The organism is Colwellia asteriadis (assembly GCF_039523295.1).
Classification (GTDB): Bacteria; Pseudomonadota; Gammaproteobacteria; order Enterobacterales; family Alteromonadaceae; genus Colwellia; species Colwellia asteriadis.
Genome location: NZ_BAAAFA010000007.1, coordinates 178,701 through 194,254 on the forward strand (window position 1 = coordinate 178,701; position 15,554 = coordinate 194,254).

General features: G+C 37.5%; 17 protein-coding genes. 1 reads left to right on the forward strand and 16 read right to left on the reverse strand.

Going from position 1 to position 15,554, the window contains the following annotated elements; genetic code table 11:
* Positions 1–241: 241 nt before the first annotated feature.
* The 14 genes from ABD005_RS11425 to yceD all read right to left on the reverse strand — a co-directional run bounded on the left by ABD005_RS11425 (position 242) and on the right by yceD (position 12,417).
* Positions 242–1,021 (reverse strand): TatD family hydrolase, encoded by a 780-nt coding sequence (locus ABD005_RS11425; protein WP_343817496.1) that lies wholly within the window; start codon positions 1,019–1,021, stop codon positions 242–244.
* An 88-nt stretch (positions 1,022–1,109) separates the two neighbouring features.
* The gene (locus tag ABD005_RS11430) at positions 1,110–1,436 is read right to left on the reverse strand and encodes a PilZ domain-containing protein (protein ID WP_343817497.1); all 327 of its coding nucleotides are present in this window, start codon (positions 1,434–1,436) and stop codon (positions 1,110–1,112) included.
* 9 nt (positions 1,437–1,445) lie between these two features.
* Positions 1,446–2,405 (reverse strand): DNA polymerase III subunit delta', encoded by a 960-nt coding sequence (locus ABD005_RS11435; RefSeq protein ID WP_343817498.1) that lies wholly within the window; start codon positions 2,403–2,405, stop codon positions 1,446–1,448.
* A 49-nt stretch (positions 2,406–2,454) separates the two neighbouring features.
* Positions 2,455–3,093 carry a dTMP kinase gene (tmk, locus tag ABD005_RS11440; RefSeq protein ID WP_215979206.1) on the reverse strand — a complete coding sequence of 213 codons (639 nt, stop codon included), beginning with the start codon at positions 3,091–3,093 and terminating at the stop codon, positions 2,455–2,457.
* Positions 3,094–3,347: 254 nt separating this feature from the next.
* A complete protein-coding gene (nhaD, locus tag ABD005_RS11445; protein WP_343817629.1) occupies positions 3,348–4,742 on the reverse strand; it encodes a sodium:proton antiporter NhaD in 1,395 nt (464 codons plus the stop codon).
* 296 nt (positions 4,743–5,038) lie between these two features.
* Positions 5,039–6,052, reverse strand: coding sequence for an endolytic transglycosylase MltG (gene mltG, locus ABD005_RS11450; protein ID WP_343817501.1), 1,014 nt, complete (start codon positions 6,050–6,052; stop codon positions 5,039–5,041).
* A 51-nt stretch (positions 6,053–6,103) separates the two neighbouring features.
* On the reverse strand, positions 6,104–6,916 hold the full coding sequence (gene pabC, locus ABD005_RS11455; protein WP_343817503.1) for an aminodeoxychorismate lyase: 813 nt from the start codon (positions 6,914–6,916) through the stop codon (positions 6,104–6,106).
* Between the two features lie 120 nt (positions 6,917–7,036).
* Positions 7,037–8,275, reverse strand: a complete 1,239-nt coding sequence (gene fabF, locus ABD005_RS11460) for a beta-ketoacyl-ACP synthase II (protein WP_215979209.1) — start codon at positions 8,273–8,275, stop codon at positions 7,037–7,039.
* Positions 8,276–8,384: 109 nt separating this feature from the next.
* The gene (acpP, locus tag ABD005_RS11465; RefSeq protein ID WP_118958804.1) at positions 8,385–8,618 is read right to left on the reverse strand and encodes an acyl carrier protein; all 234 of its coding nucleotides are present in this window, start codon (positions 8,616–8,618) and stop codon (positions 8,385–8,387) included.
* 172 nt (positions 8,619–8,790) lie between these two features.
* Positions 8,791–9,537, reverse strand: a complete 747-nt coding sequence (gene fabG, locus ABD005_RS11470) for a 3-oxoacyl-ACP reductase FabG (protein WP_215979210.1) — start codon at positions 9,535–9,537, stop codon at positions 8,791–8,793.
* A gap of 64 nt (positions 9,538–9,601) precedes the next feature.
* Positions 9,602–10,540: an ACP S-malonyltransferase gene (gene fabD, locus ABD005_RS11475; RefSeq protein WP_343817507.1), complete on the reverse strand. Its 939-nt coding sequence runs from the start codon at positions 10,538–10,540 to the stop codon at positions 9,602–9,604.
* Between the two features lie 66 nt (positions 10,541–10,606).
* Entirely contained in the window at positions 10,607–11,623 is a 1,017-nt protein-coding gene (gene plsX / locus ABD005_RS11480; protein ID WP_252738813.1) for a phosphate acyltransferase PlsX, read from the reverse strand.
* Positions 11,624–11,695: 72 nt separating this feature from the next.
* Positions 11,696–11,866: a 50S ribosomal protein L32 gene (gene rpmF / locus ABD005_RS11485; RefSeq protein WP_116000475.1), complete on the reverse strand. Its 171-nt coding sequence runs from the start codon at positions 11,864–11,866 to the stop codon at positions 11,696–11,698.
* Between the two features lie 38 nt (positions 11,867–11,904).
* Positions 11,905–12,417, reverse strand: coding sequence for a 23S rRNA accumulation protein YceD (yceD, locus tag ABD005_RS11490; RefSeq protein WP_343817512.1), 513 nt, complete (start codon positions 12,415–12,417; stop codon positions 11,905–11,907).
* 155 nt (positions 12,418–12,572) lie between these two features.
* On the opposite strand from yceD, the gene ABD005_RS11495 reads away from it, so the two are divergent.
* Positions 12,573–13,169 carry a Maf family protein gene (locus ABD005_RS11495; protein ID WP_343817514.1) on the forward strand — a complete coding sequence of 199 codons (597 nt, stop codon included), beginning with the start codon at positions 12,573–12,575 and terminating at the stop codon, positions 13,167–13,169.
* Positions 13,170–13,377: 208 nt separating this feature from the next.
* Here ABD005_RS11495 and ABD005_RS11500 read toward each other — a convergent pair whose 3' ends face one another.
* Together ABD005_RS11500 and rluC are read right to left on the reverse strand one after the other, a co-directional pair.
* Positions 13,378–14,040: an HAD family hydrolase gene (locus tag ABD005_RS11500; protein WP_215979215.1), complete on the reverse strand. Its 663-nt coding sequence runs from the start codon at positions 14,038–14,040 to the stop codon at positions 13,378–13,380.
* Positions 14,041–14,043: 3 nt separating this feature from the next.
* Positions 14,044–15,132 carry a 23S rRNA pseudouridine(955/2504/2580) synthase RluC gene (gene rluC, locus ABD005_RS11505; protein ID WP_343817516.1) on the reverse strand — a complete coding sequence of 363 codons (1,089 nt, stop codon included), beginning with the start codon at positions 15,130–15,132 and terminating at the stop codon, positions 14,044–14,046.
* Positions 15,133–15,554: the final 422 nt, after the last annotated feature.

The window sequence follows — 15,554 nt, forward strand, 5'->3', positions numbered from 1 at the left end:
AAAAAATTAGCGTTCTCTCATAGTTACACTACACTTAACTACATGAGGTGAGGAAGTGTTACAGTTATGTAACGTTAGACTTGCCTTATCAATAGATGAATGCTCGCACATGTTTTTATTGCTAAGTTACCTTAATTAGCGCACGGCTCGAACCCCTTGAGCCATTGTTTAGCCCATAATGAAGATTATGGGCTTTTTTTATATTTTCATCAGTCAAGTAGCATAAACGCTACGCACGCAATTAACTGGAAACTGTTAAGGAAAACAAGCGATTAAAATTATCAGACGAGAGTTTAGCAATAGTTTCAACTGATTGACCACGAATACTCGCAAGGTGTTTGGCCACCTCAACAACAAAAGCTGGTTGATTTTCTTTACCCCGATAAGGCACTGGCGCAAGGTAAGGGGAATCTGTTTCAATAAGAAATTTATCATCGGGTACTAAAGCGGCAACTTCACGTAGCTCGGTTGCATTTTTGAAAGTAACGATACCGGAGAACGAAATATAAAACCCTAATGCTAAAGCTTGCTCTGCCATATCCCAACTTTCAGTAAAGCAATGTAGAATTCCGCCAACTTCATCAGCGCCCTCTTCTCGCATAATAGCAAGTGTATCTTCTTGGGCTGCACGGGTATGAATAATTAAGGGTTTACCTAACTTTTTAGCAACTTGAATATGTTTTCGAAATGAGTCAATCTGCAATGCTTTGGTTTCAGGTGCATAGTGATAATCTAAACCAGTTTCACCAATGGCAATTACTCTATCATTGGTTGATAAGGAAAGTAGTTGCTCGGTATCTATTGCATCTTCTTGATTTAAAGGGTGTGCCCCACAGGTTAACAATACATTGTCATAATGTGCTGTTTTTTCAGCCATATCGGAAAAGCTACTTAAAGTAACGCTCACACAAAGCAGTTTAGAAACACCTGCTTGAGTTGCATTAAGTAACACATTATCAAGATTATTATTATAAAGCGAAAGATCAAGGCGATCTAAGTGACAGTGAGAATCAATAAACAACGAAGTACCCTGTATATGGTCGGTTTAAATTTAATCGTAAATGATTAAACAAAAATAGTGCTAGTAAAAATTTTTAATGGAAGGGGCGTTACATGGTTAACGTCGCTTCAGATGAATTTAGTTGTCGTGCAATTATTTGTTCGATTTGATGACGCACTTTTTCAGGATCATCAAGAAAGCTAACGCCAACACCTGGAGGTGTGCCATTTTGTGCGCCAATAGGCGTTAACCAGCAAACTTCCCCTTTAACGGTAGAAGGCTCTAAAGCATCTGGTAATAAAACATGTAGTTCAACTTCAGCACCTAACTCGTACTGTCGTGGTGTTCTTACAAATAAACCACCTTCTTTTAAAAATGGCATAAAAGCCAAATATAAGTCACGTTCCGAGTGAAACTCAATAGATAATGGTACCACAAAGACCCCCTAGTCTTTCGCTTGTTCAGTTATAAGTGACGAAGTAACAATTTGCGTAATCGACATTAATAGTTCTTCAAGTATAAAGGCTTTATTCCCTTGAGGGTATAACTTTATAGTTTTACTCGCTTTAATGGTTAACTGATAAATATCATGCAGTGACTGTATTGAAATACTTTTATTTGTTAAAAATAATGTATCTGCATTTACTGAGAGGTCACGTTGTAAGTTGGCTGTAATTTTTTCTAACCATCGTAATGCTTCACTATTATCTCGTAATAGTGTCAATAATGTCGACTCGCTTTTTTCGTGATTAAGTAGCGCCAAGTATTCATGCTTAAACAATTTATATGCCTGATGAGTACTTTCATCAGATAATTCAGGAAGGTGCGTTAGGTTTACAAAGTTAGCATTTTCGTCATTAAGAGGGTAATTAACTTTACTGAGCAGCTTATCGCCAACTAACGGCTGAATATGTACTAAGCGACAACGACTAATAATAGTAGGTAGTAACATATCACTGTCATGTGTTAACAGCATAATAATACTATGTTTGGTTGGCTCCTCTAACGTTTTTAACAAAGCATTAGCCGCTGCCACCGTCATAATTTCAGCATGAGGGATTAATAAGGTTTTATAATGACCTATATGTGCCGTTTTTTCTAAAAAATGATTGGCTTGACGGACATCATCCACACCGATACTGGTATTTTGCGCCGTTAACATTAAGTGATCAGGATAACTATGGCTGTGTTTCAGCTGACAATGTTTGCATGTACGACACGCTTGTAAATAATAATCCTGATCATCATTTACAAACACTTTTTGAGGAGACTGACATAATAATAGCTGACTCAACCATTCCCCTAACTCTTTTTTACCTGCTCCTTGCGCCCCTGTAATTAATATTGCGTGAGGTAACCGCTGCTGAATAAACTGCTGAGTTAGAATTACTTTATTCGAGATCATAGCTAAACCTTGTAGAAACACGACTAAAAATTATCAGTAACTTTCAACGTTACCTTGAATGCTGCTTGATTAATTGTTCAAGTACCGAAATCACCTCGTTCGCTACAGATTCTTGGCTTTGTGAAGCGTCAATAACAGTAAATTTTTCAGGACAAGCCTTAGCTTGTTGCAAGTAGCCATCTCGCGCTCTATTTAAAAAGTCGAGTTTTTCATCTTCCATTCTATCTAAACCATCACCACGTGACTTTACTCGCTCAAGCCCAATGATAGGGTCTAAGTCTAAAATAATATTCATATCAGGAGAAAAGCCCGCTAAAGCTAAATTATTAACTTGGTTAATAATATTGATATCAATCCCCCGTGCGTAATGTTGAAAGCTAATAGTAGCAGCATCAAATCTATCACAAACAACCACTTTACCTTGGTTTAACGCTGGAACAATTTTTTCTTGTATATGCTGTGCTCTAGCAGCACCAAATAACATCAGTTCGGTTATATCAAGCATTTCAGATGAGTCGGGGTCAAGAATAATACTTCTAATTCTTTCTCCAATAGGAGTTCCACCAGGCTCACGCGTTAGGAGAACGTCAAAACCTTTATTAGTTAAATACGTTTCAATTTTTTTAATTACTGTTGTTTTACCTGCGCCGTTACTTCCGTCGCAAACTAACATAAAACCTTTTTTCATAACGTCTTCTTTTTTGTGTGAACTGGGTATTTTTTATTGCATATTTAAGCGGCTAATTCGCTATATATATTAGCGAGCTATATATTACCGTTATTTAGTTTATTATTCATATAAATAAGTCTAACAAACCAAATATCTATATAATTTTGATAACGGGGCTAAATAGCCAATAAAAAAGCTCCGCTGAATATACCTCAACGGAGCTTTAGTGTGTAGCCTGTTCAATAAGCTAAAGGCTTAATGAACAATGTCCCTTAGCCATTTATTAAAAAGTGAACATAAATACTCGCGGCATAGCCCAGAGCAATAACCCAGCTCCACTTTAAGTGACCAATAAAAGAATATTTGCCTTTAGTTTGTCCCATTAGTGCAACACCTGAAGCTGAGCCAACCGATAATAAACTCCCACCAACACCTGCGGTCATAGTAACCAGTAGCCATTGTTGTAAATCCATCGCTGGGTTCATTGTTAATACCGCAAAGACTACCGGTATGTTATCAACAATCGCTGATAATACGCCTACTGCAATGTTTGCATAGGTTGGACTCCAATTACTGTAAAGTAGCTCAGAGACTAAGCTTAAATAGCCCATAAAGCCTAAACCACCGACACACATAACCACACCGTAGAAAAATAATAGTGTATCCCACTCGGCACGCGCTATTTTGTCAAAAATATCAAATGGAACAATATTACCTAACCTTTTTAACGCTTTTTCATCGTTATTTATTTCAGCTAAAGTACGTTTTTTATTTAACGAACGCGGTAAACTTCGACGTAAATAAAAGCCTAAAAATTTCAAATAACCTAACCCCATCATCATGCCTAATACTGGTGGCATGTTAACAAAGCTATGACACATAACCGCTGTAGCTATGGTTAAAACAAACAAAAAGATGATGCGTTTAGCCCCACGCTTAATGATGAACTCTTCATCAAGGATAGGCTCTGATTTTTCATTAGAAATAAAGAAACTCATAATCAAAGCAGGAATTAAGAAGTTTACTAATGAGGGAATGAATAGCACAAAGAACTGCTCAAATTTAACTAAACCTGCCTGCCAAATCATTAGCGTTGTAATGTCACCAAAAGGACTAAATACCCCACCGGCATTTGAGGCGATAACAATATTAATACATGCGATGTTAATAAACTTGTTATCCGTAGGCGCTACTTTAAGTACAATGGCACACATTAGCATTGCGGTGGTTAAGTTGTTCGCAAAAGATGAAATAGCAAAAGCTAAGATACCCGTTACCCAAAATAAACTGCGTAGACTTAACCCTTTAGAGGTCATCCAAACACGTAGACTGTCAAAAACACCACGCTCCTCCATGGCATTGATATAAGTCATTGCCACCAATAAGAAGAGTAATAGCTGTGCATATTCAAGAAGATTTTCATTGAATGCTTCTTCTGCGTGAGTTGGAATACCATGCTGTGTATAAACCCAACCAATAATAAGCCAAATAATACCTGCGGCAACCAACACGGGTTTTGACTTGCGTAAGTGAATAAATTCTTCACCAATAACTAATAAGTAAGCGATGAAAAATAAAGAAAGTGCAGTAAACCCAGCTAAGCTGGTAGTTAAATTTAGCTCACCTGCAGCTGAGGCCCATGATGGCATTGAAACCATTAAAAGCATTATGGTTAATATAAATTTTTTCAAAATTATTCTCTAATTTGGGGCGAGTGTCTTAATAACTCTATTTCATTGCTCAGTATTAACCTTACCCGAGAGTTGTATTTGAGGTAATAAATACACTTTAACGATAAGTAAAGCAGGCACTTTATTTTAATGTGAGCAAAATCAAGGTGTGCGCAATTATATTCCAACTAAATAACAATACAATTATAAATAGGCAATAATTAATAGCTTGGAGGCATAAAAAACAAAAAGTGTATTTTTTTATTTAAATAACAGTAAACTATATTTCAATATTAATTTTTATTTTTTAACGCTTGTTGTTCGATATAACGTTTCACCGCCTTATTGTGCTCACTTAACGTACGACTAAAAGTGTGCTGTCCATTACCTTGACTAACAAAATAATAATAATCTGTTGTTGCTGGGTTTACTGTTGCTTGTAATGCAGTCAAGCCAGGCAGAGCTATTGGTGTTGGCGGCAAGCCATTTATTCGATAGGTATTATAGGCGGTTTTTTCACGAAGGTGAGCATAGGTAATATCGCCTTGATAACGATCCCCTAAACCATAAATGACTGTAGGGTCTGTTTGTAGACGCATATTTTTACGCAAGCGATTCAGAAACACCCCCGATATAATCGGCTGCTCTGGTATATGGCTGGTCTCTTTTTCAATGATGGAGGCCATAATAAGCACTTCATAAGCTGATTGATATGGTAACTCTTGAGCACGCGTTTGCCATAATCGGTTTAATTGCTTTACCATTTTTTTATAAGCGCGGGTTAACAATGCAACATCAGTTGTACCTGAGGTAAAAGCATAAGTATCTGGAAATATCCAGCCTTCAGGGTTTTCATGTTCTATATTGAGTAGTTGTGCTATATCGGTTATAGCTTGTCCATTTAATGTTTGAGTGATATGCGCATCTGCTTTTAACAATGCTAAATTCTCTTTAAATGTACTGCCTTCAATAAACGTAATAGTAAACTGATGCTCTTTACCCGAGACTAATAAAGCCAATAACTCTTGTAAATTGGTTTGTGGCGTAACTTGGTAAGTACCCGCTTTGATATGAGCATATTGCGGAAAGATTTTAACGTAGCTTTTCAAATAAAAGCTGTTATTTAACCAACCTAGTGATATTAACTGTTTGCTAAAGCTATTAACCGAGCTACCTTTAACCACCGTTAATAGTTGCGGCGTCGATAAAGGTAGTGATTGTTGCATCGCTTGCTTGATATTAAAACTAACAATGACTAACGCACTTAAACCAAGTAACAATACCACCAAAATTATTTTTCTAAGCACACTATTACCTTTATATATGCCAGGTTAGTAAACTGGCTGAGTTAAACTAAGTTAGTAAATATTCAAATCATTTGTTGTTGATATAAAAGCTTGTACCGGGTTTAATGGTAGTGCTCTATTATTAAATTGGTTAATTGGCATAATACCCATAACACAATTACAAATGAACATTGCTTCTGCTTTTTTAAGATCATCCAAAGAGGTTTTTTTGATCACAACATCAGTATTATGCTTCAATAATGTCTGACGTATTAAACCATTAACTCCTGAATAACCTAAAGCCGGTGTGTGTAATTTATTATCAAGCCAATAGAAAAGATTAGCACTTGTCGCTTCAACAACCTCGCTAAGCGTATTAAGTACGACTAAATCATCTTCTACACGCTGATCTAGCTCTGTACGTAAAAGCACTTGCTCTAAACGGTTTAAATGTTTAATGCCACCAAGCATAGGACTAATAGATATTTGTTGTTGGCTAATGCCTAAGGATAACCCTTCTTGAGCTTGTTGAGGGTAATGTGAAGGGAAATCAAATACCATCACAATAAGTTGCGTTGAACCGGCAATTAAACCTTGTCTAGAATAGCCTCTTCCCCCACTACCAGCACTAATAATGACTTTAAGTACTCCTGATGAAAATCCGCTAGCAGCACTTACTAATTCATGTTCTAGCTCAGTTTTAATTGGAGAAGAAATATTAAGCTGCTTACAGCCTAAAATTAACCGATCAATATGTTCTGGCAACAATAACACTTGTCCTGCAACTATTTTAGCCGTTGTAAAAATACCATCGCCATAGGCTAAGCCACGATCAGTAATCGCAATATGATTAATTTTTTCACCGTTAATTGAGCAGTATTTCATAACACCTTTTACTGTAAAGTCGGAAATAAAAAAGCCTGAAGACTTTTATGATAACGCATAAAGAAGTATTCAGGCTTTTAGATAAGAGTTCAAGATAATTCTCTTAACTTTATATTAAGATTATATTTTTTTGAAAACAAGTGATCCGTTTGTGCCACCAAATCCAAATGAGTTACATAAAACATACTCAAGGTTCACATCACGCGCACTGCCTGCAATATAATCTAGATCACAACCTTCACCTGGGTTATCTAAATTAATCGTTGCTGGTACTTTATTTTGCATCAATGCTTGAATACTAAAGATCGCTTCAATTGAACCAGCCGCACCAAGTAAATGACCTGTCATCGATTTAGTCGATCCCATCATAACTTGCTTAGCTTGCGAGCCAAAAATAGTTTTAACTGCATTAGTTTCTGCAATATCACCCGCGGGTGTTGAGGTACCATGAGCATTAATATAGCCAATTTTAGTAATATCTACTTTGGCATCATTAATGGCATTTTGCATAGCACGCGCCGCACCATCACCATTTTCAGGAGGTGAAGTCATGTGGTAAGCATCACCGCTCATGCCAAAACCAGCTAATTCAGCGTATATTTTAGCACCGCGAGCTTTAGCGTGTTCATACTCTTCAAGTACAATAACACCTGCACCATCACCTAAAACAAAACCGTCACGGTCTTTATCCCAAGGGCGAGATGCTGCTTGTGGATCATCATTACGACGAGATAACGCTCGAGCAGCGCCAAAGCCGCCCATACCTAATGTGGTAGACGCTTTTTCTGCGCCACCAGCAACCATAGCATCTGCATCACCATAAGCAATCATTCGTGCTGCATGGCCAATATTATGAACACCACTAGTACAAGCTGTAGTAATAGAGATATTAGGACCTTGCAAACCGAACATAATCGATAAGTGACCTGAAATCATATTAATAATGGTAGATGGCACAAAAAATGGCGAAAGCTTACGAGGGTTACCTTCAGCTTTAATCAATTTAGTATGATTATCTTCAATTAATCCTAAACCACCAATACCTGAGCCAACAGCAACACCAACACGTGGCGCATTTTGTTCTGTGATCGCTAGACCTGAATCATTAAAAGCCTGTACACCTGCAGCAACACCATATTGAATAAAAAGATCCATTTTTTTGGCTTCTTTTTTCTCCATATACTGTTGAACATCAAAGCCTTTAACTAAACCTGCAAATTTAGTGGTGTAATTAGTCGTATCAAAATGTTCAATATTGCTAATACCACTTTGCCCCAATAGCAATTTTTGAAAGGTTTCTTCTGCTGTATTGGCTAGCGGGCTAAGTGCACCAATACCGGTAACTACAACGCGTCTCATCGTTGGTGCCTCCGAAATATATGAGTAGATACAAAAAAAGCGGTCACTTTAAAATAAGTATACCGCTTTTTATTTTAGTTAAGTTCAATAAAATGAACTAACTCAGCTATTACTGGTTTGCAGTAACGTAATCGATAGCTGCTTGAACTGTAGTAATTTTTTCAGCTTCTTCGTCAGGAATTTCAGTATCAAATTCTTCTTCTAACGCCATAACTAATTCAACAGTGTCTAGTGAATCAGCACCTAAATCGTCAACGAATGATGATTCAGTTTTAACTTCTGCTTCGCTAACACCTAATTGTTCGATAGTAATTTTTTTAACGCGTTCTTCGATAGTACTCATTTTTTTTCCTTTACTGAAAGTGCATTTTTTCAAATTGCGTGTAGTGTATTCGTCAAAAGCTTGCCATGCAAGCATCTAATATTAATTTTTTCTCTGGTCTAACCTGTTGAGGTATTAAATAAAGATAAAACCAACCTGTCAGACCATCTTTCAACCCTTTATTTTTAAAGGGTTAAACCATATACATACCACCGTTCACATGAATAGTTTCGCCAGTGATATAAGCAGCAGCATCTGACGCTAAAAAGGCAACAGTGCTCGCAATTTCATCAGGTTTTCCTAGTCTATTAGCTGGAACTTGTGAAAATATGCCTTCTTTTTGCTCATCTGTGAGTGTTTGTGTCATGTCGGTATCAATAAAACCTGGTGCGACTGTATTAACGGTAATACCACGAGAAGCCACTTCACGGGCTAATGCTTTAGTAAAGCCTAATAAGCCTGCTTTTGCAGTAGCGTAGTTAACTTGTCCCGCATTACCCATAGTACCAACAACTGAACCAATATTAATGATACGGCCAGTACGTTTTTTCATCATAGGGCGAATAGCCGCTTTACTGACTTTGTATACTGACGTTAAGTTGGTTTCGATAATATCACTCCACTCTTCATCTTTCATTCGCATAAACAAATTATCGCGAGTAATACCGGCATTGTTAACAAGAATATCGATGCTGCCATGTGCTGTTTTTATCGCATCAAACATGGCGCTTATTGATTCATCACTTGTTACATTAAGTACTAAGCCTGTACCCGGCACTGTACCTTGCGCTAAATATTCTGAAATTTTTTCAGCGCCATTTTCTGACGTTGCTGTACCTACAACGGTTGCACCTAGTGCTTGTAATTGCATAGCAATAGCTTTACCAATACCACGACTAGCACCTGTAACTAATGCAACCTTACCTGTTAATGAAAACATAAATTATACCTATTGTATTTATTCTAAAATAAATTGAGTTATCTCAATTTAATGGTTTTACTAATTAACTGTCCGCTAACTCTTTTAGCTGTGCTAATGACGCATTATCATTAAAGCTTACTGAGCTAATTGACTTAACAATTCGTTTATTTAATCCTTGTAATACTTTACCTGGACCAATCTCTGCGACTTTTGTTACCCCGTTGTTTGCAAGCAATGTAATTGTTTCGCTCCAACGTACTGGTGAATATAACTGTTTAACTAAGGCTGCTTTAATCGCTTGTGCTGAGGTTTCAGTAGCAACATCAACATTGTTAACCACTGCAATAGCAGGTGCATTGAACGTCACTTTTTCTAACTCTAATGCAAGTTTATCGGCGGCATCTTTCATTAATGCACAATGTGATGGTACGCTCACAGGTAAAGGTAAAACGCGTTTAGCACCCGCTGCCTTACATAAAACACCGGCTCTTTCTACAGCAGCTTTATGACCTGCAATCACCACTTGACCCGGAGAGTTAAAGTTTACGGCTGAGACCACTTCACTTTCTTGTGCTTGCTGACATGCATTAATAATAACGTCATCTTCTAATCCAATGACAGCTGCCATAGCGCCAACACCTTCTGGCACACTTGTTTGCATAAATTCGCCACGTTTTTCAACCAATACAACTGCATCAGTTAAAGAAAGCACTCCTGCACAAACCAGTGCTGAATATTCGCCTAAACTATGTCCTGCCATAATATCAGGTTGAATAGCAGATTCTGCTTGCCATACGCGCCATAAAGCAACACTCGCTGTTAATAAAGCAGGTTGTGTAAAATTCGTTTGATTAAGTTTCTCTACTGGACCTTGTGACACTAACTGCCATAAGTCGTAACCAAGTGCTTGTGATGCTTCTTGAAATGTTGCTTGTACAATATCATGCTCAGTAAAATCACTGAGCATAGCTACAGTTTGAGAGCCTTGACCTGGAAACACGAATGCTAATGTATTTTGCATATTAAGTTATTCTCTTATTTATTATCTAATTAACGTGTAGATAACGCTTTAGGCATGACTTGTTTCTTACTGTTCGTTAACAGATAAACCTTGCTCTAAAGTCGCTTTAATTTTATCAGGAACTTGTCGTTCAACTTCTTTCATGGCTTCTCTAATCGCGGCTAAAAAAGCAGCTGAATTGGCATTACCATGGCTTTTAACCACAATTCCCCGTAATCCTATCAAACTTGCGCCATTATACTGGTCGGGGTTCATCGACTTAAACAACTTTTTAAAGCTCGATTTAAAGAAAAATCCAACCAGTGAAGTTAATACATTAGCGGTAAATATGGACTTAGAGCGTTTATGTACTAATCGAGCAACCCCTTCACAGGTTTTCAGAGCCACATTTCCGACAAAACCATCACAAACAATGACATCAGCCTTATTGGCAAAAATGTCACAGCCCTCAATAAAGCCAACATAATTAATAGCACTATTCTCTGTGAGCTCTACTGCCGCTAATTTAATATGATCACTGCCCTTCATCGACTCTTCCCCCATATTCAATAAAGCAATACGTGGATTTTCGATGCCATCAACTTGTGCGGCCATCACTGAGCCCATAACACCGAATTGATAGAGAACATGTGAATCACAAAAAACATTAGCGCCAAGATCTAGCATAAAGACATGTTTATTTTTATCGTGGGTCGGTAATGCCGAAATTAGTGCTGGTCGTTCAACACCTGGTAAATTCTTTAAGACGAAGTGCGCCATGGATAATAATGCGCCGGTATTACCTGCGCTAACACAAGCTTGCGCTTTGCCTTGATGGACTAAATCTAAAGACTTACGCATTGAAGAGTCTTTTTTAGTACGCATAGCCAAGGCTGGTTTATCGTCCATTTCAACAACTTGTGTTGTCGGATATAACGTTAATTGGGGGTGTTGTTCAAGTTTTTCTGCAGGCATGCCATAACGTGCCGCAATAGGAATTATAATTTGAGGGTCGCCGCATAAGATAAGATGCAAATGAGGATGGCTTTTAATAGCCATTATTGCTGCGGGAATTGTTATAAGGGGGCCTTTATCGCCCCCCATAACATCTAACGATAACGTTAGATTTTTGACATCATTTAAGCTCAAACGAGATAAGCCTAAAAATGTAATCGCTTATTTAGCGATTACTTTAACGCCTTTGTAAAAGCCATCAGCTGTTACGTGGTGACGACGGTGCGTTTCACCAGATACTGGATCTACAGATAAGTTTTCTGCTGTTAATGCATCATGTGAACGGCGCATGCCACGTCTTGAACGAGACTTTTTGCTTTTTTGAACTGCCATGAGTTTCTCCTAAATCGGTTATTAGTTAAATAAATTAACTATTTAAGTTGTTTTAATACTTCAAATGGATTCGGCTTCTCTAGCTCTTCCGGCAATTCACCCCAAACTGTATCAGCATCAGCTGGACAATCTTTAAGTTCATGCCTAGGAATTAATGGAATAACAAGAATTAACTCTTCTTCCACAAGTTCTAGCAAGTTGACTTCACCATTTTCATCTAATTCTATTACGTCATAATATGACGGAATGTTTTCAGCAGCCTCGGCATTTTTTGCAGGACTAAAAGTAAACTCTACTTCAAGTAAATGCTCAAAAGAACCATTACAGCGCTGACAAGTTAATGCAACCGATGTTGAGGCAGTGCCTGACAAAACTGTCAAACCACGTTCATCAACATCAAACTTAACACTAACTTGAACATGCTCACTATTGCTTTCGCACTCAGCGAGCAGTCTAGTCATTGCCGACAATTTAAACACACCTTGACACACAAGTCTGCGTTGAGCACTGCGGGTTGGACTAATTGTTATTGGAAGCTTAAGATTCTGCATAGGTCGCGCATGATATAGCCACTATAAGCAACTGTCAAAAGAAAATTGCACTATTTCGTTTAAAAGCTCAAGATAGCCCCAATAATAACAGTAATTAATAATTTTTTGTTTATTTCCTCAACAAATAACAATATTACAACCGATATAGGCTTTTCATGAAAACTTTAGTTTTAGGCTCAACCTCCCCCTTTAGAAAAACAATACTTGAAAAACTTAACTTACCATTTGAGTGTGCAAAACCAAATATAGATGAAAGCCCACAAACTAAAGAGCTACCAGAACAACTGGTTGAACGTTTAGCTATTGAAAAAGCAAAAGCGGTAAGCTCAAACTACAGCAACGCACTGGTGATTGGTAGTGATCAAGTGGCAGTATGCGATGGGCAAATTATTGGCAAGCCACATAATTATGACAATGCAGTAAAGCAGCTTAGTAGTTTTAGTGGCAAAGCGATTACCTTTTATACGGGACTCTGTGTATATTGCACCAACACGAAAGCAGCAAAGTCATTAGTTGAGCCCTTTGTTGTGCATTTTAAACAGTTGAGTGGGCAAGATATTGCGAACTATATAAATGCTGAGCAACCATTTAACTGTGCCGGTAGTTTTAAAAGTGAAGGCTTAGGGATTTGTTTATTCGAAAAGCTTGCAGGAGATGATCCTAATACCTTAATTGGTCTACCACTAATAAAGCTGGTCGAGTTATTAAAGCAACTAGGCTTAGATGTTTTAGCTCATCAAACAAATACCTAGCCTGAAGTTAGGTTAAATAACCTGAACTCGGCTTAAGAGATATTTAACAAATTGAAATATCAGTAAAAATTACTTTTATGAACCTCTATAAACATTTGTTAAGCCGAGCTCAGGTTAAATAATATAGGTCGCTTTATTTTACAGTTAATATTGCAAAAAAAGACACATTAGAAAAAGGTTATTGAATGCTCAACAACCTTTTCCTTAACTAGCTTAATAATAACGGCTGTAGCTCAGTTAATGAATCAACAATAGCTCGAGGGTTATACTCACTTAAGACCTCTCTATCATGCACACCAAAAGTCACACCGATGCTGTCAATACCAGCGGTTAGTGCCATTTTTAGATCATGGCTGGTATCGCCTATCATTATTGCTTGTGATTTAGGTACATTAAGTTCATCAAGTAAACTTAATAACATGTCAGGATGGGGTTTTGATTTAGCTTCATCAGCACAACGCGATGCATGAAAAAAGTGACCGGTTTGCGTTGCTTGAAAAACCCGTTCTAACCCGACTCTTCCCTTACCTGTAGCAACCGCTAATAATTTCTGTTCTTGTTGTAACCTTGTTAGTAATGCAATAGCGTCATTAAATAACGGCGCTGGAGTATTATTCACTTCAACATACTGATGTTTATATTGGGCAACCAAGGCCATGGTTTGCTCTGCTGAGTTATCCGGAAATAAGGTTGTCACTGCAGCAGGTAAGCTCAAGCCAATAATCTCTTTAACATGCTCAACAGAAGGTTTAGTTAATTGACTTAAAATAGCCGCATTTTGCATTGACGAGACAATTCTATCGATTGAGTTCATTAACGTACCATCCCAATCAAAAATAATTAGCTTATAGTCTTTGATCATATTAGCCATGACTTATTCTTTCACCAGTTTACTTAATAGTTGCTCAAGACTCGGCTCTAAAGGCGCTTCAATTTTTAGTCGTTGCTCTGTTTTAGGGTGAGTGAATTCAATACTGGCGGCATGTAAAAAAAGTCGCTTTAAGCCCTTTTCTTTCATTGCGCTGTCAAACTCTTCATGGCCATACTTAGCATCCATCGCAATTGAATGACCACTAACCTGGCAATGTACGCGGATTTGATGGGTTCTGCCGGTCACAGGAAAAGCTCGCACTAAGGTAGCACCGCGGTAGCGCTCTAATACTTTATATCGTGTTTCAGACTCTTTTCCGTTAACATTATCAACAATAACAACGCGCTCTCCTGATTTTAAATCATTCTTTTTAAGCGCCTCTGTTACTCGTGTTAATTTAGTTGGCCAATGCCCTTTAACTAACGCATGATAAAATTTTTGTACTTGTTTTTCTCGTAACTGCTCATGAAGGTTACGTAAAGCAGAACGTTTTTTTGCAACAACTAAACACCCGGATGTATCACGGTCAAGGCGATGGACTAATTCAAGCATACGCGCATCAGGCCTTAACGCCCTTAGGGCTTCAATTAAACCAAAACTTAAACCACTACCGCCATGCACTGCCATACCCGATGGTTTATTGATAACAATTAATCTGTCATCTTCAAACAATATCTGATTTTCTAAGTTAGCCACAATTGACAGCCCCGTAGAAACAGTATCAGCTTTTTCTGAAACACGAATAGGCGCAATGCGTAATACATCACCCGATAAAAGTTTATATACTGGCTTAACACGTTTTTTATTAACCCGTATTTCACCTTTACGCATCAAACGGTACAAATGGCTTTTAGGTACACCTTTAAGCGTTTTTAATAAAAAATTATCAATACGTTGACCTTCGTCTTCACTATCAATAGTAATAAAACGAACTTGAGGTTTTTCTGTTTCACTACTATCCTGCTCTATTGGCGATGTTTTAATACCTACGGCAGGACGACGAGATGCTGAAAAGTGTTCTCTGACGATATTCTTCTTATTGGGTGTTTTTTTATGCACGCTATGCTGGCTTACTTGATTAGCTTTTTTCATAAACGGGAGTTTAACACACTTTTTTTATGGAATAATGCAATTAAAGTAGGTTTTTTATTAGCTAAAATCTCATTATAGTGGGATAATAAAAAGGTTAATGTTTGAATAGTAAAGAACTTAAGGTAGTTCTTATTAGAAACTCACATTAATCGAATACTTAGATGCTCTAAAGAGAGACGTAAGAGGCAAGCTGCGGCCACTTCTTTATGCGAATAGTTTTATAACTATATGAGACATAAAAAAGGTACGGCCTGTTGTATAATTTGACTTAGGTTATATCATCAATTGATATTCATCCCTACACATGTCAAATAACATAAACAGTTTTACTAAAATACTAGTATTAAGCCCAGCACCATAGAGCAATTTTATAAAAATAAGCTTGTAAGAAAGTATTAATACAAACGTATATTAAGCAACCG